Consider the following 26,291-nt stretch of genomic DNA (forward strand, 5'->3'; position numbering starts at 1 on the left):
AGATAATTATTATTTTTTATCGTCTGCTACTTCGTTTAATTTGTTGATTTCCTTATTATATTTTTCTCTAGCATTATCAACATTCTTATTTAGCTTCTCATTAGCCTTACGGTTTATTTTAACGTAAGTATCAAATGTTTCGTTTATTTCCTCTACTAAATCATCATACGCTTCATTAACCTCTTCTAGATCTCTTTTATACTTTTTCTCATTAGTATTATCTGAACTCATAAGAGCTTTATATTCCTTTTGCAAATCTTCAATATCTTCACTTATCTCTTCGGTCATCATCCATTCTGGTCTAGTTGTACTTAAAGACGCAATGGTACTTTCAAAATTTGGTAATGCAGTTTGCATTGTATTTAAATCTGCATCCTCTAATTTCTTCATTTCGATAGATAATTCATTAAATCCGTCCCAACCACTAATTTGTAAAGCCTTTACATCATTATTTATTGAACGCTCAACAACTTCTCCATCTACAGATGTTACTTTATTATAAGCCATCATTTGTTCTGTATCAGAATTAGAAGTATTCTCTTTAAGCATATCTTCTTTCTCAGAATTCATTTCAACCTTATTTTCTTCGTCCATATCTTTCATGTCTTTAGATTTATTTTCGTCCATACAAGACGTAAAAATTAATCCGGACATTGCTAATACCGATATTGATGTTTTTAAATTTTTCATAATATTTAGTTTTTTGGTTCGGTACAAAGTTAAAACCATGACATGCTTTAATAAAGAAAAGAATTGTAAAATCGTCTTAAATTTTTGATAATAATTAACAAAATCACAATTTTATTTAACAAATGTTGAAATAAAACATAATATTTTATTAAAAAAATAAGATTACCTCAAGAGTGTAAACAAAAAAAGCCTTTTCAAAATGAAAAGGCTTTAAGGTTTTAATATGTCTGTTCTATTTTAAACTGGCTAAACTTGTATTTAATGTTTCAATTTTAGCTAAAGCATCTGCTTCTTTTTTCTTCTCTGCTGCAACTACTTGTTCTGGTGCGCCTGCAACAAAACGTTCGTTTGATAATTTCTTTTGCACAGATTTAAGGAATCCTTCGGTGTATTTTAATTCTTCCGTTAATTTAATAATTTCTGCTTCAACGTCTATTGCACCTTCCATAGGTATAAAATACTCGTTAGATTTTACTCTAAAGGTTAATGCTCCTTCTACGGCTTCATTAACGTAATCTATACTTTCAAGATTTCCTAATTTAGAAATAACCTCGTCGAAAACAGTATTTGCTTTTTCATTATTTATTACAGAAAAACCAATAGCATCTTTAAAAGCTATATTTTTTTCTTTTCTAACGGTTCTTATTCCTGAAATAACTTCTGAGGCAAAATCGAATTGAGATATAAGCTCTTTATTAATAGGTTTTGCTTCTGGCCATTTTGCAATTATTAAAGCTTCTTCTGGTGTACGTTCTGAAATATATTGCCAAATATCTTCGGTTAAAAATGGCATAAAAGGATGAAGTATTTTTAAGTTGTCCTCAAAAATAGCCATTACATTATTGTAAGTTTTAGCATCTATAGGTTGTTGGTAAGCAGGTTTTACAATCTCTAATAACCAACCACAAAAATCATCGTAAATTAATTTGTATGTTGCCATTAAAGCATCGCTTAAACGGTATTTACTAAAATGGTCTTCTATTTCTACTAATGCTGTTTGAAACTTAGCTTCGTACCATTTTAAAGCTATTTCACTAGATTTTGGTTGTGCAATTGCATCACTAACTTCCCATAAGTTTGTTAAATTGAAGGCATTCCATATTTTATTTCCAAACTTTTTACCTTGGTCGCAAAGTGCTTCGTCAAACATTAAATCGTTTCCTGCTGCACTACTTAACAGTAAACCAACTCGAACTCCACCAGCTCCATAATCGTCAATTAACTTTAGAGCATCTGGAGAATTTCCTAAAGATTTAGACATTTTACGACGTTGTTTATCGCGAACTAAACCTGTTAAATATACATTATTAAAAGGTTTTTGGTCTTTATATTCGTAACCAGCAATTATCATACGTGCTACCCAAAAGAATAAAATATCTGGACCTGTTACTAAATCGTTAGTTGGGTAATAATATTTTATTTCTTCGTTTTCTGGATTACGAATACCATCGAAAACACTCATTGGCCATAACCAAGAGCTAAACCAAGTGTCTAAGGCATCGGTATCTTGTTTTAAATCTTCCGCTTTTAAATCTGTTTTACCAGTTACTTTTTGCGCTTTTTCAACTGCTTTTTCTATATTCTCTGCAACTACAAAATCTTCTTTTCCTTCACCATAGAAATAGGCAGGAATTTGTTGTCCCCAAAGTAACTGTCTAGAAATATTCCAATCGCGAATGTTCTCCATCCAATGACGGTAGGTGTTTTCGAATTTCTTTGGAAATAATTTAATTTCAGGATCTTCGCCTAAAACGGCTTCTATAGCTGGTTTTACTAATTCTTCCATTTTTAAGAACCACTGGTCGCTTAATCTTGGCTCGATTACAGCTTTTGTTCTTTCACTAGTTCCAACTTTGTTAATATGTGTTTCGGTTTTAACTAAAGCACCTGTTTCTTCTAATAATTTTGAAACGGCTTTTCTAGCAACAAAACGATCTTGGCCTTCAAATTGTAAACCAAAGCTATTTAATGTAGCATCTTCATTAAAAATATCTATTACTTCTAAATTATGTTTATCTCCTAAAACTTTATCGTTTTCATCATGAGCAGGTGTTACTTTTAAACAACCTGTACCGAATTCTAAATCTACGTATTCGTCTTCTATAATAGGAATAACCCTTCCGCAAATAGGAACAATTGCTTTTTTTCCTTTTAAATGAGTAAAACGCTCATCTTCTGGATTTATACAAATTGCAGTATCTCCAAAAATAGTTTCAGGACGTGTTGTAGCAATGGTTAAAGTATTATCACTTCCTTCAATTTTATAATTGATATAGTATAAGTTACCTTGGCGTTCTTCGTGTATTACCTCTTCATCAGACAAAGTAGTTTTGGCTTCAGGATCCCAGTTTACCATACGGTAACCTCTATAAATAAGACCTTTTTCGTGTAAATCTACAAAGACTTTAATTACAGCTTCAGACATGTCGTTGTCCATTGTAAATTTTGTGCGTTCCCAATCGCAAGAACATCCTAATTTTTTAAGTTGCTCTAAAATAACGCCACCATATTCTTCGGTCCAATCCCAAGCATGTTTTAAAAACTCGTCTCTTGTAAGGTTGTTTTTATCTATACCTTGCTCTTTTAAACGCGCTACAACTTTTGCTTCTGTTGCAATAGATGCATGATCTGTTCCTGGCACCCAACAAGCGTTTTTACCTTGTAATCGTGCACGACGTATTAAAACATCTTGAATTGTATTATTTAGCATGTGTCCCATATGCAATACACCTGTAACATTAGGAGGCGGAATTACAATGGTGTAAGGTTCTCTCTCGTCTGGTGTAGAATGAAAATAATTATGTTTCATCCAGTAGTTATACCACTTGTTTTCTACGGTTTTTGCATCATATTTAGATGGAATGCTCATACTTTGGAATAGTTTTTGAATATTGATTAGCAAAAATACTTATATTTCTGTTTCTGCGAAATATTAAAGAGTATTAATGTATAGTTAAATAAGTTGAATGTACTTGTGAGATTGCATTACATCTAATATTTTTGCAGATAGAGGAAAAAGGAGTTAAATTTACAAAACCATTATAAATCAAAATAAAATGAAAAATTTAATAACATTATTATTTGTCGGATTAATTACATTTTCAATTAATGCTCAAGAAAAAGTAGCAAAAATTGAATTTAAAGAGACTACAATTGATTACGGAACTATTGAAAAAGGCGCTGATGGCGTAAGAACATTTGAATTTACAAACACTGGAGACGCTCCATTAATTGTATCTAAAGTTAGTTCTAGTTGCGGTTGTACTGTACCTAAAAAACCTAAAGCACCTATTATGCCAGGAAAAACTGGTGAAATTGAGGTTAAATATGACACAAAACGTGTAATGCCAATTAGAAAAACAATTACTGTTTTATCTAATGCAGAAACTCCAACTGTATCTTTAAAAATAAAAGGAGAAGTTATAGATCCTTCTAAAACAAGTGTACTTGAAAAGTCTAGAAGTAAAAGTGTAATGGAAAAGTAAATCTATACTCCATAAAATTTATAAAAGCCGAAATTTTTTTTCGGCTTTTTTATTTTATTAAAGATTCTAATCTAAATATGGCGATAAATTTAATTCCATAACGCTCTAACTCCATCGTTATTTTTTTTCCTTCTTTACCATAAAAGTGAAATATTAATTCTTGTAAACTGTATTTTAAAGTATCGTGCCCATTAATTTTAGTAATTATATCTCCTTTTCTTATTCCTACCCTAGCGGCTGGAGAATTAGCTCTTACCGAAGAAACAGTATATGCTTTTTTAGCTACATATTTTCCCGTATTTACATAAACAGCCTGAACATTTATAATATCGCCATCCATTGAAAATTCGTTTTTTGAAATAATATTTTTATCATACTCTGTAATTAATCTAACACCTTCATTTTCTACTTCAATACCACTTTTATTATAACTAAACTCTTTATTAAAATTAAAATTTCGCTTTAACACCATACGTTGCTTACTATAGTCTAAAGTAATATTAAAACGCTTTAAAATTTCTCCGCCAACGCTACCTCTTCGACCTTTTATCTCCCTTAAAACAGAAGTGTAACTTTTATCCGGGAAAGCTACTAATGGATTATATAAAGTATAGCTATTTAATTTCAAAGCATTAATTTTTGAACGCTTACCGTGAACACTACCGCTTAAGCCGTAACCTAAAAAATCGTCGAAATAATTATCTTTAATAGATATACCTAAACTATCATTCTCAAAAAGCCATAATGCATCACTACTACCAGAATCTATCAATAATTTTACAGGAATAGTTTTACTCCCTATATCTACAGCAATATTAACATATGGTTTATTATTATAAAACTCTAAATCAAAGCTTTCGCACCTACTACATGATTTGTATTTATACCCATCTAAAGCAGTTAACTTAAGTTGCTTTTTACTATAGTTTATATCTACAACAAAATCTTTTAATAAATCGTAACCAATAATGCCATGTATTGCCACACCTAGTTTAGGTGCAAAATTTATTGAAGAATCATAAATCACATAAAAATCTTGATTATTATTTACTGCATCTCCAATTTTAAAAGTGTTACCAGAAGATTTTAAAGCTTCAATTTCACCATTATTCCCTAAACCTTTAAGGTAAATTTTTTCGGCATTTAAAATTTCTAAAGAGTCTGATGATTTTAAAAAATTAAATATAATTGGCTTACTAACTCCAGTGTCTAACAAAAAAGAAAGTTTAACTCCATTTACTTCAACAGGAATAATTATAACATTATTAATAATTTCGAAATTAATTTTATCTATTCCTTTTTTATTATTAATTACATAACTTCCTTGTGTAAAGCAAAGTATTGGAAACCATAAGAATATAAAAAGCAATCTCAATTTAATTATCATAGTGATTGAAGTTAAGAAATTTATTAACATAGATTAGACTTTTTTTTTGCAACTTTGTTTTTTAAAATTAATTCTATGCCATCGATTTCTAAAAAAGGGCAATTAATGCCACAATCTCCTATAAGAAAACTTGTTCCATTTGCTGAAAAAGCATACAAACAAGGCAAAACAGTATACCATTTAAATATAGGACAGCCAGATATTAAAACACCTCAAGTAGCTTTAGACGCAGTTAAAATACACTCTTTAGATATTTTAGCCTATACAAGATCTGAAGGTTCTGAACAATACAGACAAAAAATAGCAAAATATTATGCTAACAATGACATTCATGTAAATCACGATGATATTATTGTAACCACAGGAGGAAGCGAAGCGCTTTTATTTGCTTTTGGAAGTATTATGGACGTAGATGATGAAATTATTATTCCAGAACCTTTTTATGCCAATTACAATGGATTTTCAACAGCCTCTGGTGTAAAAGTAGTACCTGTTATTTCTAAAATAGAAAACAATTTTGCACTGCCTCCTATCGAGGAATTTGAAAAATTAATAACACCAAAAACAAAAGGTATATTAATTTGTAACCCAGGAAATCCAACCGGGTACTTATATTCTAAAGAAGAAATAAAAAAATTAGCAGATATAGTAAAAAAACACGACCTATTTTTAATAGCAGATGAGGTTTACAGAGAGTTTGCCTATGATGGAGCAACACACTACTCTATATTACAAGAAGAAAGCCTGAATGATTATGCCATAGTTATAGATTCTGTTTCTAAGCGTTATAGCATGTGTGGTGCAAGAATAGGATGTTTAGTTTCAAAAAACAAACAAGTTATACAAACAGCATTAAAATTTGCTCAGGCAAGATTAAGTCCGCCAACATTAGCACAAATTGCTAGTGAAGCAGCTTTAGAGACACCGCAAAGTTATTTTGACGATGTTATTGAAGAGTATGTAGATAGAAGAAACACTTTAATTTCTGAATTAAATAAAGTAGAAGGTCTAAAAGTTGCCAATCCAAAAGGTGCATTTTATTGTATAGCAGAGCTTCCAGTAAAAAATAGTGATGCTTTTGCTCAATGGCTTTTAGAAGATTTCGACGTTAATGGAGAAACAATTATGGTTGCTCCTGCAGCAGGTTTTTATTCTACTCCTGGTGTTGGTTTAAATCAAATTAGAATTGCATATGTTTTAAACAAAGAAAGTTTAATTAAAGCAGTAAACATTCTAAAAGAAGCTTTAAAAGTATATAAAGACTAGTGCAAATACAGCATAACATATCATTAAAAAAATTTAATACTTTTGGAATAGAGGTTAATGCAAGGTATTTTATATCTGTTAACACATTAGCCGAATTAATTGAAGTTTTAAAAGTTAAAGACTATCCTAAAAAATTAATTCTTGGTGGTGGTAGCAATATGCTTTTAACTAAAGATGTAGAAGCTTTAGTAATCCACATTAACTTAAAAGGTATTACTATTGTTAAAGAAGATACTAATCACGCAATAATTACAGCTAATGCAGGAGAAAATTGGCATGAATTTGTACTTTGGTGTTTAAGTAATAATTTTGGCGGCTTAGAAAACATGTCTTTAATACCAGGAAATGTAGGCACCTCTCCTATTCAAAACATTGGTGCTTATGGTATAGAATTAAAAGATAATTTTATATCCTGCGAAGCATTAAACTTAGAAAACTTAAAAATTGAATCTTTTAATAATAAAGATTGTAATTTTGGTTACAGAAACTCAATTTTTAAAAATGAAGTTAAAGGTAAATACATTATTACTAGTGTTACTTTTAAACTTACAAAAACTAACCACCAATTACACACTAATTACGGAGCCATAACTTCTCAATTAGAGAATATGGGTATTACTACGCCAACTATTCAAGATGTTTCTAATGCAGTAATAGCAATTAGACAAAGTAAACTTCCCGATCCAAAAGAAATTGGAAATAGCGGTAGTTTTTTTAAAAATCCAATAATATCCACAGAAGCATTTAACCAATTAAAAACTAATTTTCCAGAAGCTCCTAGCTATCCTGTTTCAAAAACAGAGGTTAAAGTTCCTGCAGGTTGGCTTATTGAAACAGCAGGTTTTAAAGGTAAAACTTTTGGAAATTATGGTGTGCACAAAAAACAAGCATTAGTTTTAGTAAATTATGGAGGAGCAAAAGGGCAAGAAATACTTGAACTTTCTAAATTAATACAAAAAACAATTTATCGTATCTTTAATATTTCTATTGAAGCAGAAGTAAATATTTTATAAACAATAAGTTTGCAATCTTAAAGTTAAAATAATAAACAAAAGAACCTACAAAGTTTGAGCACTGTAATTGAACAAGATATAATAATTTTATTAAAAAATGGAGACAAAAAAGCCATTTCACTTCTATATGAAAACTATTCTGGTGCATTGCTAGGTGTAGTAAAAAAAGTTATTTCTGATGATGACATTGCTCACGATGTACTACAAGAAAGCTTTATAAAAGTTTGGAAAAAAGGAAAAACTTATGACCCAGATAAAGCTAAGTTATTTACATGGTTATACCGTATTTTCTATAATTCGGCAATAGATAAAGTACGCTCTTTAAACAATAAGATAAAAAAAGAAGTCCAAATTGAAGATTCTAACGTATATAAGCTGACGACCAAGAGTTTAAATCAAGACACGCTAGATATACAAAAGCATTTAAGCAGTTTAGATTTAAAATATCAGGTAGTGCTAAACGCGCTTTTTTTTGAAGGTATGACACAACAAGAAGCAAGCGAAGAATTAGATATTCCATTAGGAACAATTAAATCCAGATTAAAAATTGGATTAAGAGAATTAAAAAAAATTTACAACCCTTAATTGTAAAAACACTAAAGTGATGACTGTTGATAAAGACGCATTTTTAAAAACAGATTTGTTAGAAAGATACCTAACAGGTTTAACAAACTCTCAAGAAAATCTTGAGGTTGAACGCTATATAAATACTTTTCCAGAAGTAAAAGAAGCATACAATAAACTTGAAAACAAATTAGAACTAGTAGCCTTTGCTAATGCTGAAGAAGCTCCTAATTATTTATTGGATAACATTTTAGAATCTTTAGACGAGAAACCTGTTATTGCATTAAAACAAAAACCTAAAAAATCTTGGTTTAATTTTGGAATTGCAGCCAGTGTAGCCGCTTTAATTTTTGCAGGCAGCTCTGTTTACTTTTACTTTCAAAATCAAGATTTATTAAACGAAAACCAAACTATTGTTGAAGAATTATACGATTTAAGAGGTGATATAAACGAAAATAATTTAAAGTTAAATGCGTTAGCAGAGCAATTTTCGCAACTTAATAATCCTGAAACCGAAAAATATATTTTAAAAGGAAATCGTCGTGCAAAAAACTTAAAAACTGTTGCGTATATTAATCCTAAAGAAAAAACATCTATGATAGATGTTGTTTCTCTCCCTACATTACCAGAAAACCAAGAATATCAAATTTGGGCCGAGTTACAAGATAAGCAAGTAAATTTAGGTATTTTAAGCGTTAGAGATAGACAATTACAACAAATTCCTTATACTAAAGACGCATTAGGTTTAAGTATTACTATTGAAGAAAAAGGAGTTAAAACAAACAGCAATAATAACGATACTCCTGTTGCAGAAATAGAATTAAAATTAGAAGACTAATACTCTAAAATATTCATAAAACAAAAAACGCCTTGCAATTGCAAGGCGTTTTTTGTTTCTACTAATTTTAATATTAGTCTTTATTAAAAAAAGCTTTATGTATAAAACCTGCTACAATTGCTCCTGCTATTGGAGCTAACCAAAACAACCATAATTGAGAAGTAAAATCTCCGCCTGCAAATAAAGCTTGACTAGTTGATCTAGCAGGATTTACAGATGTATTTGTAATAGGAATACTTATTAAGTGTATTAGTGACAACGCTAAACCTATAGCTATACCAGCAAAACCTTTAGGTGCTTTGGGATAAGTACTACCAAGAATAATTAATAAGAAAAATAAGGTTAATAAAAATTCGGCTACAAGTGCAGAAGTCATAGAGTAACCTCCTGGAGAAAGCGCTCCATATCCATTAGCAGCAAAACTACCAATATCTGTAAAGCCATCTTTACCAGAAACAATTAAATACAAAGCTCCTGCCGCTACTATAGCTCCTACAAGTTGCGCTAAAATATAGCCTAATAATTCTTTTGCGGGAAACTTTCCACCAGCCCATAGCCCTATAGATACAGCTGGATTAAAATGAGCTCCAGACACATGACCTACAGCATAGGCCATAGTTAATACGGTTAAACCAAATGCTAGCGAAACACCTACAAATCCAATTCCTAATTCTGGATATCCAGCTGCAAAAATTGCACTACCACAACCTCCAAATACAAGCCAAAAAGTTCCAAAAAATTCTGCTAAAAGTTTTTTCATAATGTTGATTAATTTTAAAATTATGATTTTAAATTAGTTACATAAAATAATTTAGTAGAGATTGACAACTACATTTTTTTCCAAATACGTTAAAATGCAAAAAACATGGTTTAAAAAAGCAAATACATAACTTCTTTTAAATCATATAAAACTATTACCTTTGCAGTATTATAATTTCAAACATATATTTACGTGAAACTTTTACTACTTACGTTATCATTATTAGGAATTGCATTTGCAGGAATTGCTATTAAAATTTGGGCAAAAAAAGATGGTAAATTTGCAGGAACTTGTGCTAGCCAAAATCCAATGCTTAATAAAGAAGGTGATGCTTGTGGATTCTGCGGAAAAACTCCAGACCAATTCGAAAATTGTAACGAACCACAACACTCTTAATTTTTAATGAGTTTACTTGACGTTGCTTTCTACAGCTTTGTTGTTGTAGCACTTATTCAAGTAGTATACTATGGTGTTCTTTTTGGTAGTTTTTCATTTAAAAAGAAAGAACCTTCAAAAACGCAAAGCGTTCCAATTTCTATATTAATATGCGCAAAAAATGAAGCTGAAAATTTAAAACAATTTTTGCCTTCTATTATTGAGCAAGACTATTATAATTTTGAAATAGTATTAATAAACGATGCTTCTACAGATAAAACTTTAGAAGTCATGGAGCATTATTCAGAAAAACACAATAATATTAAAATTGTTAATGTTAGAAATAATGAAACCTTTTGGGCTAATAAAAAATATGCTTTAACACTTGGTATAAAAGCTGCTCAACATGACCATTTATTATTTACAGACGCAGATTGTAAACCCGTTTCAAAACAATGGATTAGTGAAATGGCGTCTCATTTCACCAATAAAAAAACAATTGTTTTAGGATATGGTGCATATCACAAAATACCTAAATCGTTTCTAAATAAATTAATAAGGTACGAAACACTTTTAACTGCTATTCAGTATTTTTCTTTTGCAAAACTAAACATGCCATACATGGGAGTTGGCAGGAATTTAGCATATCATCGTGATGAATTTTATAAAACAAATGGCTTTATAAAACATATAAAAATTCGTTCTGGAGACGATGATTTATTTATAAACGAAGCTGCAAATTCAAAAAACACAACTATTTGCTATACAGAAACAAGTTTTACAAGTTCCATTCCTAAAAAATCATTTAAAGAATGGTTTAGGCAAAAACGCCGCCATGTTTCAACAGCAAATAACTATAAGTTTAAGCACAAAGCATTGCTAGCATTATTTTATATATCTCAAATACTATTTTGGTTATTATTAATAATAACATTTACACTTCAAATTTATTGGGAACTGGCTATTGCTATATTAGTTATTAGATTATTAATTCAATACTTATCAATTGGTTTTTCTGCAAAAAAACTAAACGAAATAGATGTTCTTTATTTACTTCCATTACTTGAAATATTCTTAATTGGTTTTCAATTAACTATATTTATCACAAATATTATTTCAAAACCAAAATATTGGAAATAAACGAAGCCATAGCAAAAGCAAAAGAAAATAACCAAAAAGCATTTAATTTTTTATTAGATGAGTTTTGGGACTATGTTTATGGTTACCAATTAAAACGAGTATCTAGCGAGCATGATGCAGAAGATATAACTATACAAACTTTTTCGAAAGCTTTTGATAAAATTGATACTTTTAATGAGAAATATAAGTTTAAAACTTGGCTAATTACTATTTCAAAAAACATTCAAATAGATTTACAACGTAAAGAAAAAAGCTCTATAAACTCTAAAATTACAGATCATGAAAATGATACAGTTTATCGTGTTATGGACGATTCTCCAACTGTTGAAGACAAACTTATTACAGAACAAAATCTAGCCAAATTACTTCGTGATATCAAAAAATTAAAACCTCATTATCAAGAAGTAATAAACCTAAGGTATTTTCAAGAATTAACCTATGCCGAAATAAGCCAACAACTTAATGAGCCAATGAATAATGTAAAAGTAAAATTACTTCGTGCAAAAAAATTATTGGCAGAAATAATTACCAAATAAAGGTTAAACTAAAACAACTTCTAAAGGTTTAATAGAATACTTTGTATCTTTGTAAACCGAAAGAAAAATTCTATGAGTACAGAAACAGCATCAGTAATTCTTCCTAAAGAAAGACAGCCTAAACCAAAATGGTTACGTGTAAAATTACCAACTGGAAAAAAATACACAGAGCTTCGTGGATTAGTAGATAAATACAAATTAAATACTATTTGCGCGTCTGGAAGTTGCCCAAATATGGGAGAATGTTGGGGAGAAGGCACTGCAACTTTTATGATATTAGGAAATGTTTGTACACGATCTTGTGGTTTTTGCGGTGTAAAAACTGGAAGACCAGAAACGGTAGATTGGGATGAACCAGAAAAAGTGGCACGCTCAATAAAAATAATGAAAATTAAACATGCCGTTTTAACTAGTGTAGATAGAGACGATTTAAAAGATATGGGAAGCATAATGTGGGCAGAAACTGTAAAATCTGTACGTAGAATGAATCCAGAAACCACCTTAGAAACTTTAATTCCAGATTTTCAAGGTATAGAAAAACACATCGATAGAATTGTTGATGTTGCACCAGAAGTAGTGTCGCATAATATAGAAACTGTAAAACGTCTTACCAGAGAAGTTAGAATACAAGCAAAATACGAACGTAGTTTAGGTGTTTTAAAATATTTAAAACAACAAGGACAACGCAGAACAAAATCTGGTATTATGTTAGGTTTAGGCGAAACTCGTGAAGAAGTAATTGAAACATTACACGATTTACGAAATAATGATGTAGATGTTGTAACTATTGGGCAATACCTTCAACCAAGTAAAAAACACTTACCTGTTAAGCAATTTATTACACCATATCAATTTAAAGAATACGAAACTATTGGCTTAGACTTAGGTTTTCGACATGTAGAAAGTAGCGCATTAGTACGTTCATCTTATAAAGCTCAAAAACACATTAACTAAATGGTTACTGTTGCTATAAATGGTTTTGGGCGCATAGGCCGTCGTGTTTTTAGATTACTTGAAGAAAAAAACAATATAAAAGTTGTTGCAATTAACGACTTGGCAGATGCAAAAACATTAAGCCATTTATTAAAATATGATAGTATTCATGGTATTTTTAATGCCGAAATAGCGCATACCAAAGACTCTATTATTGTAAATAAAAATAAAGTTGCGCTTTTAAATGAAGCTCATCCAAAAAATATTAACTGGCAATCATTTAGCCCTGATTTTGTTATTGAAGCAACAGGAAAATTTAAAACTAAAAAAGAGTTAGATTTTCATATAAAAAATGGAGGAAAACGTGTAATATTAAGCGTTCCTCCTATTGATGATGAAATAAAAACAATTGTTTTAGGTGTTAATGAAACTATTTTAAATGGTAACGAGAGCATAATTTCAAACGCATCTTGCACAACAAATAATGCTGCTCCAATGATTGATGTTATTAATGAGCTTTGTGGTATTAACCAAGCTTATATTACAACAATTCATTCTTACACAACAGACCAAAGTTTACACGATCAACCTCACCGCGATTTACGTCGTGCACGCGCAGCCGGACAATCTATTGTACCAACTACTACTGGAGCAGCAAAAGCACTTACCAAAATTTTTCCAGAATTAGCTAATGTTATTGGCGGTTGTGGTATACGTGTTCCTGTTGCAAATGGTTCGCTTACAGATATTACTTTTAATGTAAAAAACACAGCATCGATAGAAGCTATTAATAATGCCTTTAAAAAAGCATCAGAAAAAAAATATAAAAACATTTTAGAATATACAGAAGATCCAATAGTTTCTATTGATATTGTTGGCAATTCGCACTCGTGTATCTTCGATTCTCAAATGACATCTGTAATTGGTAATATGGTAAAAATTATTGGTTGGTACGATAATGAAACAGGTTACTCAAATCGTATTATAGACTTGATTACCAATTTATCGCAAAAAAAAATGCATTTAACTGTTAAATAAGTATATTTGTTGTTAGTAAATATCCTAAAATGTCCCACTTTTATAAAACCTTTTTTATACTATTCTTACTCTTTGGAGCTCTTGTAAATGCGCAAGAACTTTCTTTAGAGGAGTTAGATATACTTCAGGCAAAAGTAAATACGGATCTTTCTTTTGCTCAAAAAAACATAGAGAACTCTTTTTATTTTCAAGCGAAAACAAACATAGACAGTGCTTTAGAAAATGCTAAAAAACTTGATAACAAAAAAAGCTTAGGTTTAGTTTATTCTAAATTAGGAAAAATTCAACATTTATTAGAAGAAGATAGCGAAGCTACAAATACACTTATTAAAGCTATAGAAATACAACGCTTTGCAAAAGATAATATAAATATTGCCGAAACATACAAAACACTTGCAGATGTTTATATGGCAACAAAAAAATATGAAAAAGCCTTAGATTATTATAAATCTGCAGAAACACTTTTTAATCAAGAAGATTTACCTAATTACGAAGCAGAAACATTATTAAAAAAAGGACAAGCCTACCTTGCTTTAAAGAATTTTAAAAAAGCTGAAAGCACTTTAAGTAAAGCGGTTTCTCTATCTCAAAGATATAAATTAAACAAACTATTAAGTAGTAGTTTAATTTATTTAGGCGAAGCACAAGCAGAATTAGGCAGACTAGGTATCGCGTTAAAAATAGCTCATGAAGGTTTTACAATTGCTAAAGAAGATAAAAATTTAGATGTATTAAGTGCTGGCTATTTAACCTTAAGTAACCTATACGAAGCTGATGGTAATTACAAACTAGCCAATAAATATTTAAGATCTCATTTAAAACTATCAGATTCTTTATTAAATATCAAAAGAGCATTAGTTTCTCCAGAAAAAAGAAACGAATATTTAATAGCTAATCAAATTCAGTATCAAAAAAATAGTAAAGCAGATTTAGAAGAGGAAACTAGTGCAAATATCATTACACAACTAATTACAATTTTAAGTATTGCCTTAATTACAATACTTTCTCTGTTAACTTTATCTCTTTACAAAAACAATAATATTAGATTAAAATCTAACAATATATTACATAAAAAAAATAGCGAACTTATTATTAGTAAGGAAAAAGCAGAACTAGCCTCTAAGACTAAAGCTAATTTTTTATCTACCGTAACTCACGAATTACGTACACCTTTATACGCAGTAACAGGCTTAACAAATATGCTTTTGGACGAGAATCCAAAACCAGAACAAATACCACATTTAAAATCTTTAAAATTTTCTGGAGATTACTTACTAACTTTTATAAATGATATTCTTCAAATTAATAAAATTGAGGCTAATAAAGTAGAGATTGAAAAAGAAGTATTTAATTTAAAAAAGAAAATAGCTAATGTAATTTCTGCCTTAAACAATTCTGCAGCAGGAAACAATGTAAATTTACATTTTGAATACGACGAAAATTTACCTCATAATTACAATGCAGACCAACTTAAAATTTCTCAAATTTTAATTAACTTAATTGGTAACTCTATTAAGTTTACAAAAGATGGAGATATTTGGGTTCGCGCCACAAAAATTAATGAGAAAAACGGAATATATAATATTAGGTTTGAAGTTCAAGACAATGGAATTGGCATAAGTAAAGAAAAGCAAGAACACATGTTCGAAAGTTTCTCTCAAGGCTCTATACAAATTAATAGAAAGTATGGAGGAACTGGTTTAGGTCTTTCTATTGTTAAAGGATTAATAGATATTTTAAATGGTAAAATCTACCTTAAAAGTGTATTAGGTCAAGGCTCTAGCTTTTATTTTGAACTTCCTTTAGAATATGCAGAAGAAGCAGTTAAAAAAGAACAATTAAATTACTTTAAAGATATTAACGAATTAGAATTAAGTAACATTAAGATTTTGGTAGTTGAAGACAACAAAATTAACCAAATGATTACCAAAAAGATCTTAAATAAAATGAAGCTTAATTGCGAAGTTGTTGAAAACGGTGAGCATGCTGTTGAAAAAGTAAAAGAAAACCAATACGATGTTGTACTAATGGATATCCACATGCCTGGAATAAGTGGTATTGAAGCAACAAAAATTATACGAACATTTAATAAAGACCTTACTATTTTTGCACTTACTGCCGTAACTATAGAAGATAAAATGGCAGAATTTGATGATGCTGGATTTACAGACATTATTAGCAAACCATTTAAGCAAGAAGATTTCGAAAAGAAACTTTTTGAAGCTTTAATTCTTAAAGAAAAAGCCTAACATTTAATAGCAGTCTTAACAAGGTTATTAAAATCGATCTGTCTATCTATAGTAATCTCTATAGGCAAATAAAAAAGTTTATTGCTTAAAGTTGATTCTGCAATTAACCTAACATAATCTTTTTCGGTAGTTATAATTAAATCATTTTTAGCAATAGTCTCAATCTCTTTTTTAGAAAAATTATGATGATCGCTAAACTCTAAATGATTAAAATTTAAACCACTATTTTTTAAAAATACAACTAAAGGTTTTGCATTTGCAATTCCGGTAACAAGTGTAAATTCTTTTAAATTATTTAAAGCTACTACACCACTATTTCCTATCACTTCTTTTGCGTAACTAATAGAGCTAAAAAATACATGTTGATAATCTTTAGGCCTCAATTCAGCTATTATACTAACTTTCTTTTCTTCAGATAAATTATCAGGACATTTAGTAACCACAATTATTTGTGCTCGTTTTGCTCCTTCTCTAGGTTCTCGCAAATTACCTGTTGGCAAAACAATGTCTTTAGCATACAAATTAGAGTAAGTAGTTAATAATATATTAAGTTTTGCCTCTACTTTTCTATGCTGATAAGCATCATCCAAAATAATTAACTCTGGTTTATTGTTTAATGCTCTTAAATTTAAAATACCACGTTGTCTATTTTCATCTACTGAAACGCGAATACTATTTTTAAATTTATTGTAAAACTGAAAAGGCTCATCGCCTAAAGTATTAGCTGTAGAATTTTCTGAAGCTAAAACAAAACCCTTTGTTTTTCTTCCGTAACCGCGACTTAAAGTAGCTAAATTATAATTTTCATTTAATAACTTTATTAAATACTCTACCATAGGAGTTTTTCCTGTTCCACCGGCACTTAAATTTCCAACACATATAATAGGAAAATTATAATTCTTAGATTTTTTTATACCTAAATCGTATAATTTATTTCGGCACCAAGTAACTATAAAATAAATAGGTACAATAGGTAATAATAAAAGTCTAATAAATTTCATTAATCAAGTTTCAACATAACGAAAGTAAAAATTTTATATTTGTTATTCTTAAAAACTGTAAATCAATTCCTGAAACTTATGATAATTCAAGATGTTATTAATCACCTAGAAGACTTTGCACCTTTAGCATATGCTGAAGATTTTGATAATGTAGGTTTACTTGTAGGCGACAAAAATGTTAATTTAACAGGAGTTTTAGTAACTTTAGACACCTTGGAGGCGGTTGTGGACGAAGCCATAGAAAACAATTGTAATTTAATTGTTAGCTTTCATCCTATTATTTTTAAAGGTCTAAAAAAGCTTACAGGAAAAACTTATGTAGAACGCACAGTGCTTAAAGCTATAAAAAATGATATTGCCATATACGCTATACATACTGCATTAGATAACCACATACACGGTGTAAACGATATTATTTGCGAACAATTAAAACTTGAAAATCGAAAAATTTTAATACCGCAAGCGCAAACTATAAAAAAACTAACCACATATGTTCCCAAAGCAGAAGCCAACAATTTAAGGCAAGCAATATTTAATATTGGTGCAGGAAATATTGGAAATTATAGTAATTGTAGTTTTAATGTAGAAGGCATTGGAACATTTAATGGTAACGAGAACTCTAATCCTGTAGTTGGAAAAAAAGGAGAAACTGCTTTTGAAGAAGAAACTAAAATAACTATAACTTTTGCAAAACATTTAGAAGCTAAAGTATTAAAAACACTTTTTGAAACTCATTCTTACGAAGAAGTTGCATATGAAATAACTACTTTAGAAAACACTAATCAAAATATAGGTATGGGAATGGTTGGTACTCTACAAAAACCAATGACAGAAACTGATTTTTTAGTTTATTTAAAAACAAAAATGAATGTTCAAGCCATCCGCCATTCAAAATTTCTAAATAAGCCTGTACAAAAAATTGCAGTATTAGGAGGCTCGGGAAGTTTTGCAATTACAGCCGCAAAGGCAGTAAAAGCTGATGTTTTTATTACTGCAGATTTAAAATACCATGACTTTTTTTCAGCAGAAAATAGTATTCTTCTAGCAGATATTGGACATTATGAAAGTGAACAATACACAAAAAACGGTTTAGTTGCACATCTTACAAAAAAAATTAGTAATTTTGCAATCGTTTTATCGAAGACAAACACCAATCCTGTTAAGTATTTTTAAAATATGGCAAAGAGTAAAGAAATAAGTGTAGAACAACGTTTAAGAGCTTTATACGATTTACAATTAATCGATTCTAGAATCGATGAGATAAGAAACGTTCGTGGAGAACTACCTTTAGAAGTTAGCGACCTTGAAGACGAAGTTACTGGATTAAAAACTAGATTAGAAAAACTTGAAGATAATTTAACATCTATCGATGCACAAATTAGCGACAAGAAAAACCTAATTGAAGAAGCAAAAACTTTAATAAAAAAGTATAGCGAGCAACAACAAAATGTTAGAAATAACAGAGAGTTTAACTCACTTACTAAAGAAGTAGAATATCAAGAACTTGAAATTGAATTAGCTGAAAAACACATTAGAGAATTCAAAGCTCAAATAGAGCAAAAGAAAGAAGTTATTGAAAAAACTAAAGAGCACACAAAAGAACGTGAAACTCACCTTAAACATAAAAAAGGTGAATTAGATGCTATTTTAGCAGAAACTGAAAAAGAAGAAGAAGCATTACTAAAAAAATCTGACGACTACAAAAAGAAGATTGAAGATCGTTTAGTAAAAGCTTACAACCGTATTCGTACTAATGTAAAAAATGGTTTAGCTGTTGTACCAATCGAAAGAGGTGCATCTGGAGGTTCTTACTTTACAATTCCACCACAAGTACAAATGGAAATTGCTTCTCGTAAAAAAATTATTACAGATGAGCATTCAGGACGTATTTTAGTTGATGAAGCTTTAGCTGAAGAACAAAAAGAGAAAATGGAAAAATTGTTTAAAAAACTATAATCCATTTCTAAATAATACAATCAAAGCCTTCATAAATTATGAAGGCTTTTTTTATAGCTTGTATTAAAGTTATAACAATCTTTTTTATGAAAATTTTAATACAAATGCTATTTAGTATTTATATATTATTACGACTATTTTAAAAAAAAATCTATGAAAAAGACACTTTTATTATTAGCTATTGCAACATTATTTAGTTGTAAAAACACAGCTCAAAGCTCAGAAAACAATAAAGCACAAGAATCTATAAAAACGGCAACACCAATAGAAGTTCCTTTAAAAAATGGCATGGCTAAAGCCTATTTTGCAAGCGGTTGTTTTTGGTGCGTCGAAGCTATTTACGAAAGTGTAAAAGGTGTAGAAGAATCTATTTCTGGTTATGCTGGAGGGCATACAAAAAATCCAACATACGAAGCTAGTAATACTGGAAGAACTGGGCATGCAGAAGCTGTAGAAATTATTTATAACCCAGACATTGTAAGCTTTAGTACATTAGTCGATGTTTATTTTGCTTCGCAAAATCCAACTCAAGTAAATGGCCAAGGTCCAGATAGAGGCTCTCAATATCGTTCAATAATTTTTTACCAAAACCAAGAACAAAAACAAATTATTGAAACTAAAAAAGCTGCATTATCAAAAAAATTAGGAACAACAATTGCTGCCGAAGTATATCCGTTTCAAAAATTCTGGATAGCCGAAGATTATCATCAAAATTACGAAAAATTACATCCAAACAATTCTTACATAAAAAATGTTTCTATACCTAGATTAAAACGTTTTCAAGCTAAAATGCCAGAGGTTTTAAAAGCTAATCATTAATACAAAACAGTTAAATATTTACTCTTTATAAAACAGTACTCTTTTAAAACCACCACAATTATATTACATTTACAAAGTAAATCTACCAACGTATAAAAATTACTACAATTGATATCAAAATCAACCATAGACCAAGTATATGAAACCGCTCGATTAGAAGAGGTTATAGGCGATTTTGTTCAATTGAAAAAAGCAGGTAGTAATTTTAAAGGATTAAGTCCTTTTAGCGAGGAACGATCGCCAAGTTTTATGGTATCTCCTGTTAAACAAATTTGGAAAGATTTCTCTAGCGGAAAAGGAGGAAATGTAGTTGCATTTTTAATGGAACACGAACATTTTACCTATCCAGAAGCCATAAAGTATTTGGCAAAAAAATATAATATTGAAATTGAGGAAACAGAACAATCTAACGAGCAAAAAGAAGCCCAAGACAAACGCGAAAGTTTATATCTAGTAAGCGAATATGCAAACACATATTTTAAACACATTTTACACAAAACAGATAAAGGCAAATCTATTGGTTTAAGCTATTTTAAAGAGCGTGGTTTTACAGAGGAAACTATAAAAAAATTCGATTTAGGTTATTGTACAGATTCTTGGAGCGCATTTACAGACGAAGCTTTAAAAAAAGGTTATAAATTAGAGTTTTTAGCCGAAACTGGTTTAACTATAGACAAAGGAGACAAACAGTTTGATAGATTTAAAGGACGTGTTATGTTTCCTATACAAAGCATGAGCGGTCGTGTTTTAGGCTTCGGAGGACGTATTTTAACTAACGATAAAAAAGCTGCTAAATATTTAAACTCTCCAGAAAGCGATATTTACCATAAAAGTAAAGTTTTATATGGTATTTATCATGCAAAGCAAAGTATTGCAAAGGAAGACAATTGTTATTTAGTAGAAGGATATACAGATGTTATTCAGTTTCATCAAACCGGAGTTAAAAATGTTGTTTCTTCTTCTGGAACAGCATTAACAAGCGATCAAATTCGCTTAATAAACAGACTAACAAAAAATATTACTGTACTTTTTGATGGTGATGCTGCTGGAATGCGTGCATCATTACGTGGTATCGATCTTATTTTAGAGCAAGGCATGAACGTTAAAGTTTGTACTTTTCCAGAAGGTGAAGATCCAGATAGTTTTGCAAAAACAAATACTTTAGAAGAGTTAGAACACTACTTAAATGAAAACGCTAAAGATTTCATTCAATTTAAGGCTTCAGTTTTGTATGAAGATTCTAAAAACGATCCTATAAAAAAAGCCGAAACTATAAGCGATATAATTAATAGTATTGCTAAAATTCCAGATCGCATTAAACGAGAGGTTTACATTCAAGAATGTTCAAGAATTATGGATATAAGTGAAGGTGTTTTGTTTAGCACCTTAGCTCAGTTAACTCAAAAAGAAAATAAAAACCAAGCCAAACAACAACAAAAACCGCAGCAAGCTTTTGAAGTTATCAAGCAAGAGCCAGTAAAAAAATTAGATGTACAATTTATTTTAGAAAGAAAAATTATAGAAATTCTTTTACTTTATGGTAATAAAACCGAAGATTTTGAAGATTTGGTTTTAAAAGAAAACGATAATGGTGATTTAGTTTTAGAGCCTGTTATTCATCAAGCAAAAGTTTTTGAAAAAGTATTTTTAGACCTGCAAGACGATGAAATGGAATTCTCTAATGAGCAATTTAAAAATTTATATTACAAGATAATTGAAACATTAAATCAGAATCCAGAATTTTCATCAGAAAACTTAATTAATACTGTAGATGCAGAGGTTGGCAATGCTATTACCACTATATTAATGGAAGACGAACGCTATTTCCTGTCTGATTGGGAACGCAAAAATATTTTTCCAAAATCTAAAAACGACACTGTTGCACAATTAGTTAGCGAAACTATTTTATGCTTACGTTGCCATTTAATAGACAGAAAAGTACTTGGTTTTCAACAACAAACTTTAGAAAACAAAAACGAGGTTAACAAAAATATTTTAGAAGAAGTAAAAGATTATTCAGGGCTAAAAATGTTATTATCTAGAAAATTAAACCGAGTATTATAACTCCATGGTTTTAGATTGATTAACTAAATCTACTAAATTATCTACATTTAATTTTTTCATTAATCTTGCTCTATAGGTACTTACCGTTTTCTCATTAATTTTAAGTTCCGAAGCAATATCCTTATTACGTTTTCCAGATGCAAGTAATTTTAACACCTCGACTTCTCTAGTAGAAAGTTTTTTGTAATAAGAACTACCTTTAAAGTCTTTAGAGTTTTTATTTAAGCGCTGCATTAAATTATTGCTCAAATACATGCCATTATTATATACTTTTAATATAGCTTCTCTAAGCGTTATAATACCGGCAGTTTTTGGCACAAATCCATTAGCACCAGCTTTTATAGAGCTTACAGCGTAAACATCTTCAGACTGCGCACTAAACATTATAATTTTCGTGTCTGGAAAATCTTTTTTTATGCGTCTAATAGCTGTTAAACCGTTAAGTTTAGGCAAATCAATTTCTGTTAATATCACATCAACAGGCGTGCTTTTAAGAAATTCGAAGATAGCTTCGCCATTATCAACACTGCCCATGAACTTAATATCACGTGATACATTAAATACAAGCTCCAGACCTTTGCTTACAATAGGATGCTGATCAACCACTAATAGCTTGACCATAGTTTACAAGTTTTACTTTTAATTTAAGTAGTTAACTCAAAAAAAAATTATATAGATAAATAATAATAGCAAAACAAAGGTAGGAAATATTATTACAAATTTAACAACTACTTGAATTCCTTAGGAATTTCGCAAACAGGAATTTGTACCATCTTGTGTTTGTTGGCGTTATTGTATCTTTTATAAATATTAAAAACCTCTTTTTCTCTTCCTTTGAAATCTTTTTCCGTCATCCCATTCTCACATTTTTCCATTGCCCATTCTAATTCTGGATAAGAAGCACCTATTTGTTGCTCATCACTTCGTGCATCACCAAAAAGACCATCACTTGGTGCTGCAACCATAATGGAGTTAGAAACTTCTAAATATTCTCCAACAGCATAAACTTCGCTTTTTAATAAATCTGCTATAGGACTTAAATCTACACCTCCATCGCCATATTTAGTGTAAAAACCAACACCAAAATCCTCTACTTTATTTCCAGTACCGGCTACTAGCAAACCTAATAATCCAGCATGATAATATAAAGTAGTCATCCTTAAACGAGCTCTTGTATTAGCTAAAGCCATATCTACAACTTCCTGTTTACCTTCTAAAGAGACTTCGGTTTTAAACTCCTCAAAAACTGGAGTTAAATCCGTTTTTGTAGCACTTACATTTGGAAATTTAGCTTTTAATTTTTTAATATGTTCTTGCGCACGAGACACATGGCTTTCTGCCTGATGAATAGGCATTTCAATACACAAAACATCTAATCCTGTTTTTGCACATAATGTTGATGTTACAGCAGAATCTATTCCACCTGAAATTCCAACAACAAAACCATTAACTTTCGCGTTAACAGCATACTCTTTTAACCATTTTACAATATGATTTACAACTTTTTCTGTTTGCATTTTTTGAAGTATTTTAAACAAAGAATAGTACCTTTGCCTAACAAAAATAAAGCAAACACACTAGTTATAAAAATGAAAAGCCTTTTGAAACCTATTTATCTTCTATTAATTTTATTTTTAACTATATTTTCTTGTAAAAAAGATGATAAAATTGAAACTGAAATTTCGAAAATAAATATCGATTTTTCTATTGAAAGATTCGACAAAGCTTTTGCACAAGCTAAGGAAAAAGACCTAACTGCTTTAAAAGAAACTTTTCCTTTTATGTTTCCCAAAAAATATAATGATGCTTTTTGGGTTGAAAAAATGAAAGATACGCTACAAGTTGAATTACAAAATGAAGCCATTAAAAAATTTGAAAACTTAAGCAAAGAAACAAACGAGATAAAATCTTTATTTAAACATTTAAAATATTATTTTCCTCAATTTAATACACCAAGAATAATTACTGTAGCATCTGATGTAGATTATAGAAATAAAGTCATTGTAACAGATTCTATTGTTGTTTTACCGCTAACTAATTACTTAGGTAAAACACATTATTTTTATCAAGGAATTCAAGAATATATTGCGCAGGATTTAGAACCAAATTTTATAATTGTAGATTTAGCAGATAAGTATGCTAAGCACTATACTCCTCTTCAAGAAAGAAAAACTTTTTTAGAAGATTTAATTTACGAAGGAAAGCTGCTATATTTTAAAGACAAAGTCATTCCTTTTAAAACAGATGCAGAAAAATTAAATTACACAAAAGACCAATATAATTGGGCTCAAAATAACGAAGAATATATATGGCGTTATTTTGTAGATAAAGAACTATTATTTAGCACAGACAATAAATTAGCTAGTCGTTTTATTAATCCTGCTCCTTTTTCAAAATTTTATTTAGAACAAATAGACAGTGAATCGCCAGGAGAAATTGGTAAATATATAGGATGGCAAATAGTACGTGCTTATATGGAAAACAATACAATCTCTTTTAAACAAATGCTTACTAAAAGCACAGAAGAAATATTTGATAACGCAAAATATAAACCTAGAAAATAATGGCAAATTTAAAATCTAAAATCACCTTAAACGTAGAGTTAGACGAAAATAGAGTTCCAGAAAAATTAAATTGGACAGCACAAGATGGAGGTATAACAAATGCCGAAGCAAAAGCAATGATGCTATCTGTTTGGGATAGCGCCGCTCAAGAATCTTTAAGAATAGATTTATGGACAAAAGATATGCCTGTAGATGAAATGAAAGTTTTTTTCCATCAAACCTTAGTTGCAATGAGTAATACTTTTAATCGAGCAACACAAGATGAAAAAATGACCGCTACAATGAAAGATTTCTGCGATTATTTTGCGGAAAAATTAGAATTAAAAAAATAACCTATCACAAATAATATAATTAAATTAAGATTTTTTTAATAATTATATTTTTAGCTCTCTTTTTATATTTTATATCTTGGTGAGAATTAATTTAAACTTACTATTTATGAAAAAAATTACTTTATTTTTTATTTTACTCACTGCTTCATTTTCTTTCGGACAAGTTGTTCTTTCTGAAGATTTTAATTCTAGTTTAACTATCCCAGCAGGATGGTCTAACAATGATATTGCTGCTGCTGGAGACACTTGGACTATTGAAGATAGCGGAGAAGCTGCTTTAGCTGGAGCAGGAAACACATTAATATTCACTACTGGTGGTGCAGATGGTAATTATGCCGCTTTTGATAGTGATGGCACAAGTGACAACAGTTTACCAGAAAACGTAGCGTTAGAAAGCCCTATATTTAGTTGTGCAGCTTTAACACAAGTAACTTTAGAATATAATCATTTATTTGCTGGTAACTTTGGAGGAGAAGGCCTTGTTGAAGTTTCTGCTGATGGTGGAACCACTTGGAATAATGTAGCTACTTACAATGCTGATAATTATGCTGGAGGCTTAATTACTGCGGATGTAACTACAGAACTTGCTGGAGCTTCTAGTGCACAAGTTCGTTTTAGATGGACTGGAGATTTCTCTGTTGCTTGGTATGTGGATAATGTTAGCGTTTACCAATGTGCTGAAACTGCTGCACCTAGTTGTGTTACTCCTATTACTCCAATAGACGGAGAAACATCTGCTGGTACTGGAAATGGAACTGATATTGATGTAACTTTTTCTTGGACTACAGATCCAAACGCAAGTAGTTATGAGTTATTTATAAATAATTTTTCTCAAGGTATACGTACATCTGGTGTTACTTTTTCTGGTTTCACACCATCTACAGCTTATACTTGGAGCGTAGTACCATCAAATTGCTTTGGAGAAGCTACAGGATGTGCTACATGGAATTTTACCACAAACAGTGACATATCATTATCTACTGAAGAATTTGAATTAAATAATTCTATTTCTCACTTCTTTAATACAGATACAAACAATTTAACATTAACATCATCAACGTTACCTTTTTCAAGCGTAGAACTTTACAGCATATTAGGTCAACAAGTGTTAAGTAAAAAATTATCTCAAACTAATGAGTCTCTAAATTTATCTCATTTAAACGATGGTATTTACATTGCTAAAGTTAGTATTGAAGGTAAAACTGAAACTATAAAATTTGTAAAGAAATAAATACTAAGTATTTATTTTAATAATTAAAAAAAGCCTCATTTTATAATTAA

At 30.0% G+C, this 26,291-nt stretch carries 25 protein-coding genes; 18 read left to right on the forward strand and 7 right to left on the reverse strand.

Annotated elements, in window-relative coordinates; translation table 11 throughout:
• Nucleotides 1–9: 9 nt before the first annotated feature.
• Both CLV86_RS11605 and CLV86_RS11610 read right to left on the reverse strand, forming a co-directional pair.
• Entirely contained in the window at nt 10–690 is a 681-nt protein-coding gene (locus CLV86_RS11605; RefSeq protein ID WP_121052531.1) for a hypothetical protein, read from the reverse strand.
• A 232-nt stretch (nt 691–922) separates the two neighbouring features.
• Nucleotides 923–3,559, reverse strand: a complete 2,637-nt coding sequence (locus CLV86_RS11610; protein WP_121052533.1) for a valine--tRNA ligase — start codon at nt 3,557–3,559, stop codon at nt 923–925.
• A 187-nt stretch (nt 3,560–3,746) separates the two neighbouring features.
• On the opposite strand from CLV86_RS11610, the gene CLV86_RS11615 reads away from it, so the two are divergent.
• Nucleotides 3,747–4,175, forward strand: a complete 429-nt coding sequence (locus CLV86_RS11615) for a DUF1573 domain-containing protein (RefSeq protein WP_076732097.1) — start codon at nt 3,747–3,749, stop codon at nt 4,173–4,175.
• Between the two features lie 49 nt (nt 4,176–4,224).
• Here the strand turns inward: CLV86_RS11615 and CLV86_RS11620 are convergent, their stop codons facing one another.
• Entirely contained in the window at nt 4,225–5,562 is a 1,338-nt protein-coding gene (locus CLV86_RS11620; RefSeq protein WP_249037475.1) for an aspartyl protease family protein, read from the reverse strand.
• Nucleotides 5,563–5,637: 75 nt separating this feature from the next.
• Here CLV86_RS11620 and CLV86_RS11625 point away from each other — a divergent pair, with 75 nt between their 5' ends.
• Genes CLV86_RS11625 through CLV86_RS11640 form a run of 4 tightly spaced genes read left to right on the forward strand, consistent with a single transcriptional unit; the run spans nt 5,638 to nt 9,243 of the window.
• Nucleotides 5,638–6,828 carry a pyridoxal phosphate-dependent aminotransferase gene (locus CLV86_RS11625; protein ID WP_076732096.1) on the forward strand — a complete coding sequence of 397 codons (1,191 nt, stop codon included), beginning with the start codon at nt 5,638–5,640 and terminating at the stop codon, nt 6,826–6,828.
• The gene (gene murB, locus CLV86_RS11630) at nt 6,828–7,841 is read left to right on the forward strand and encodes a UDP-N-acetylmuramate dehydrogenase (protein WP_121052537.1); all 1,014 of its coding nucleotides are present in this window, start codon (nt 6,828–6,830) and stop codon (nt 7,839–7,841) included. The genes CLV86_RS11625 and murB overlap by 1 nt, the downstream gene beginning before the upstream one ends.
• Before the next feature lie 54 nt (nt 7,842–7,895).
• Nucleotides 7,896–8,426 (forward strand): RNA polymerase sigma factor, encoded by a 531-nt coding sequence (locus tag CLV86_RS11635; protein ID WP_076732094.1) that lies wholly within the window; start codon nt 7,896–7,898, stop codon nt 8,424–8,426.
• A gap of 19 nt (nt 8,427–8,445) precedes the next feature.
• A complete protein-coding gene (locus tag CLV86_RS11640) occupies nt 8,446–9,243 on the forward strand; it encodes an anti-sigma factor domain-containing protein (RefSeq protein WP_076732093.1) in 798 nt (265 codons plus the stop codon).
• A gap of 73 nt (nt 9,244–9,316) precedes the next feature.
• Here the strand turns inward: CLV86_RS11640 and aqpZ are convergent, their stop codons facing one another.
• Entirely contained in the window at nt 9,317–10,003 is a 687-nt protein-coding gene (aqpZ, locus tag CLV86_RS11645; protein ID WP_076732092.1) for an aquaporin Z, read from the reverse strand.
• Nucleotides 10,004–10,195: 192 nt separating this feature from the next.
• Between aqpZ and CLV86_RS11650 the strand changes: the two genes are divergently transcribed.
• From CLV86_RS11650 to CLV86_RS11675, 6 genes are all read left to right on the forward strand, one after another.
• Nucleotides 10,196–10,399: a membrane or secreted protein gene (locus CLV86_RS11650; RefSeq protein WP_076732091.1), complete on the forward strand. Its 204-nt coding sequence runs from the start codon at nt 10,196–10,198 to the stop codon at nt 10,397–10,399.
• Nucleotides 10,400–10,405: 6 nt separating this feature from the next.
• Nucleotides 10,406–11,518: a glycosyltransferase gene (locus CLV86_RS11655; RefSeq protein ID WP_121052539.1), complete on the forward strand. Its 1,113-nt coding sequence runs from the start codon at nt 10,406–10,408 to the stop codon at nt 11,516–11,518.
• On the forward strand, nt 11,509–12,054 hold the full coding sequence (locus tag CLV86_RS11660; RefSeq protein WP_076732089.1) for an RNA polymerase sigma factor: 546 nt from the start codon (nt 11,509–11,511) through the stop codon (nt 12,052–12,054). Before CLV86_RS11655 ends, CLV86_RS11660 begins: the two co-directional genes overlap by 10 nt.
• 72 nt (nt 12,055–12,126) lie before the next feature.
• Nucleotides 12,127–13,008, forward strand: coding sequence for a lipoyl synthase (lipA, locus tag CLV86_RS11665; RefSeq protein ID WP_121052541.1), 882 nt, complete (start codon nt 12,127–12,129; stop codon nt 13,006–13,008).
• Nucleotides 13,009–14,025, forward strand: a complete 1,017-nt coding sequence (gene gap, locus CLV86_RS11670) for a type I glyceraldehyde-3-phosphate dehydrogenase (protein ID WP_121052543.1) — start codon at nt 13,009–13,011, stop codon at nt 14,023–14,025. It begins immediately after the preceding gene.
• Between the two features lie 29 nt (nt 14,026–14,054).
• Nucleotides 14,055–16,274, forward strand: coding sequence for an ATP-binding protein (locus CLV86_RS11675; RefSeq protein ID WP_121052545.1), 2,220 nt, complete (start codon nt 14,055–14,057; stop codon nt 16,272–16,274).
• On the opposite strand, the gene lpxK is transcribed toward CLV86_RS11675, so the two are convergent.
• Nucleotides 16,271–17,275 carry a tetraacyldisaccharide 4'-kinase gene (gene lpxK, locus CLV86_RS11680; RefSeq protein ID WP_121052547.1) on the reverse strand — a complete coding sequence of 335 codons (1,005 nt, stop codon included), beginning with the start codon at nt 17,273–17,275 and terminating at the stop codon, nt 16,271–16,273. The two genes, CLV86_RS11675 and lpxK, sit on opposite strands and share 4 nt — an antisense overlap.
• Nucleotides 17,276–17,353: 78 nt before the next feature.
• Here lpxK and CLV86_RS11685 point away from each other — a divergent pair, with 78 nt between their 5' ends.
• The 4 genes from CLV86_RS11685 to dnaG all read left to right on the forward strand — a co-directional run bounded on the left by CLV86_RS11685 (nt 17,354) and on the right by dnaG (nt 22,114).
• A complete protein-coding gene (locus tag CLV86_RS11685; RefSeq protein WP_121052550.1) occupies nt 17,354–18,448 on the forward strand; it encodes a Nif3-like dinuclear metal center hexameric protein in 1,095 nt (364 codons plus the stop codon).
• Nucleotides 18,449–18,451: 3 nt separating this feature from the next.
• A complete protein-coding gene (locus CLV86_RS11690; RefSeq protein WP_076732083.1) occupies nt 18,452–19,231 on the forward strand; it encodes a zinc ribbon domain-containing protein in 780 nt (259 codons plus the stop codon).
• Between the two features lie 153 nt (nt 19,232–19,384).
• Complete coding sequence (gene msrA, locus CLV86_RS11695; RefSeq protein ID WP_121052552.1) at nt 19,385–20,050, forward strand: peptide-methionine (S)-S-oxide reductase MsrA; 666 nt, start codon at nt 19,385–19,387, stop codon at nt 20,048–20,050.
• A 108-nt stretch (nt 20,051–20,158) separates the two neighbouring features.
• A complete protein-coding gene (gene dnaG, locus CLV86_RS11700; protein WP_076732081.1) occupies nt 20,159–22,114 on the forward strand; it encodes a DNA primase in 1,956 nt (651 codons plus the stop codon).
• On the opposite strand, the gene CLV86_RS11705 is transcribed toward dnaG, so the two are convergent.
• Together CLV86_RS11705 and nadE are read right to left on the reverse strand one after the other, a co-directional pair.
• On the reverse strand, nt 22,109–22,735 hold the full coding sequence (locus CLV86_RS11705; protein ID WP_076732080.1) for a response regulator: 627 nt from the start codon (nt 22,733–22,735) through the stop codon (nt 22,109–22,111). The genes dnaG and CLV86_RS11705 overlap by 6 nt on opposite strands.
• A 107-nt stretch (nt 22,736–22,842) precedes the next feature.
• Nucleotides 22,843–23,631, reverse strand: coding sequence for an NAD(+) synthase (gene nadE, locus CLV86_RS11710; RefSeq protein WP_121052667.1), 789 nt, complete (start codon nt 23,629–23,631; stop codon nt 22,843–22,845).
• Between the two features lie 84 nt (nt 23,632–23,715).
• Between nadE and gldB the strand changes: the two genes are divergently transcribed.
• The 3 genes from gldB to CLV86_RS11725 all read left to right on the forward strand — a co-directional run bounded on the left by gldB (nt 23,716) and on the right by CLV86_RS11725 (nt 26,241).
• Nucleotides 23,716–24,678, forward strand: a complete 963-nt coding sequence (gene gldB / locus CLV86_RS11715; RefSeq protein ID WP_121052669.1) for a gliding motility lipoprotein GldB — start codon at nt 23,716–23,718, stop codon at nt 24,676–24,678.
• Nucleotides 24,678–25,010 carry a gliding motility protein GldC gene (gene gldC / locus CLV86_RS11720; RefSeq protein ID WP_076732078.1) on the forward strand — a complete coding sequence of 111 codons (333 nt, stop codon included), beginning with the start codon at nt 24,678–24,680 and terminating at the stop codon, nt 25,008–25,010. The genes gldB and gldC overlap by 1 nt, the downstream gene beginning before the upstream one ends.
• A gap of 106 nt (nt 25,011–25,116) precedes the next feature.
• Nucleotides 25,117–26,241: a T9SS type A sorting domain-containing protein gene (locus tag CLV86_RS11725; protein ID WP_121052554.1), complete on the forward strand. Its 1,125-nt coding sequence runs from the start codon at nt 25,117–25,119 to the stop codon at nt 26,239–26,241.
• Nucleotides 26,242–26,291 lie beyond the last annotated feature (50 nt).

Origin of the sequence: Lacinutrix venerupis, assembly GCF_003663945.1 — a bacterium.
Taxonomy (GTDB): domain Bacteria; phylum Bacteroidota; class Bacteroidia; order Flavobacteriales; family Flavobacteriaceae; genus Lacinutrix; species Lacinutrix venerupis.

Bases quoted from the DNA above. Each gene is read 5' to 3' on its own strand.
- CLV86_RS11605 (WP_121052531.1), bottom strand. From the start codon at position 690: ATGAAAAATTTAAAAACATCAATATCGGTATTAGCAATGTCCGGATTA.
- CLV86_RS11610 (WP_121052533.1), bottom strand. From the start codon at position 3,559: ATGAGCATTCCATCTAAATATGATGCAAAAACCGTAGAAAACAAGTGG.
- CLV86_RS11615 (WP_076732097.1), top strand. From the start codon at position 3,747: ATGAAAAATTTAATAACATTATTATTTGTCGGATTAATTACATTTTCA.
- CLV86_RS11620 (WP_249037475.1), bottom strand. From the start codon at position 5,562: ATGATAATTAAATTGAGATTGCTTTTTATATTCTTATGGTTTCCAATA.
- CLV86_RS11625 (WP_076732096.1), top strand. From the start codon at position 5,638: ATGCCATCGATTTCTAAAAAAGGGCAATTAATGCCACAATCTCCTATA.
- CLV86_RS11640 (WP_076732093.1), top strand. From the start codon at position 8,446: ATGACTGTTGATAAAGACGCATTTTTAAAAACAGATTTGTTAGAAAGA.
- aqpZ (WP_076732092.1), bottom strand. From the start codon at position 10,003: ATGAAAAAACTTTTAGCAGAATTTTTTGGAACTTTTTGGCTTGTATTT.
- CLV86_RS11655 (WP_121052539.1), top strand. From the start codon at position 10,406: ATGAGTTTACTTGACGTTGCTTTCTACAGCTTTGTTGTTGTAGCACTT.
- lipA (WP_121052541.1), top strand. From the start codon at position 12,127: ATGAGTACAGAAACAGCATCAGTAATTCTTCCTAAAGAAAGACAGCCT.
- gap (WP_121052543.1), top strand. From the start codon at position 13,009: ATGGTTACTGTTGCTATAAATGGTTTTGGGCGCATAGGCCGTCGTGTT.
- CLV86_RS11675 (WP_121052545.1), top strand. From the start codon at position 14,055: ATGTCCCACTTTTATAAAACCTTTTTTATACTATTCTTACTCTTTGGA.
- lpxK (WP_121052547.1), bottom strand. From the start codon at position 17,275: ATGAAATTTATTAGACTTTTATTATTACCTATTGTACCTATTTATTTT.
- CLV86_RS11685 (WP_121052550.1), top strand. From the start codon at position 17,354: ATGATAATTCAAGATGTTATTAATCACCTAGAAGACTTTGCACCTTTA.
- CLV86_RS11690 (WP_076732083.1), top strand. From the start codon at position 18,452: ATGGCAAAGAGTAAAGAAATAAGTGTAGAACAACGTTTAAGAGCTTTA.
- msrA (WP_121052552.1), top strand. From the start codon at position 19,385: ATGAAAAAGACACTTTTATTATTAGCTATTGCAACATTATTTAGTTGT.
- CLV86_RS11705 (WP_076732080.1), bottom strand. From the start codon at position 22,735: ATGGTCAAGCTATTAGTGGTTGATCAGCATCCTATTGTAAGCAAAGGT.
- nadE (WP_121052667.1), bottom strand. From the start codon at position 23,631: ATGCAAACAGAAAAAGTTGTAAATCATATTGTAAAATGGTTAAAAGAG.
- gldC (WP_076732078.1), top strand. From the start codon at position 24,678: ATGGCAAATTTAAAATCTAAAATCACCTTAAACGTAGAGTTAGACGAA.
- CLV86_RS11725 (WP_121052554.1), top strand. From the start codon at position 25,117: ATGAAAAAAATTACTTTATTTTTTATTTTACTCACTGCTTCATTTTCT.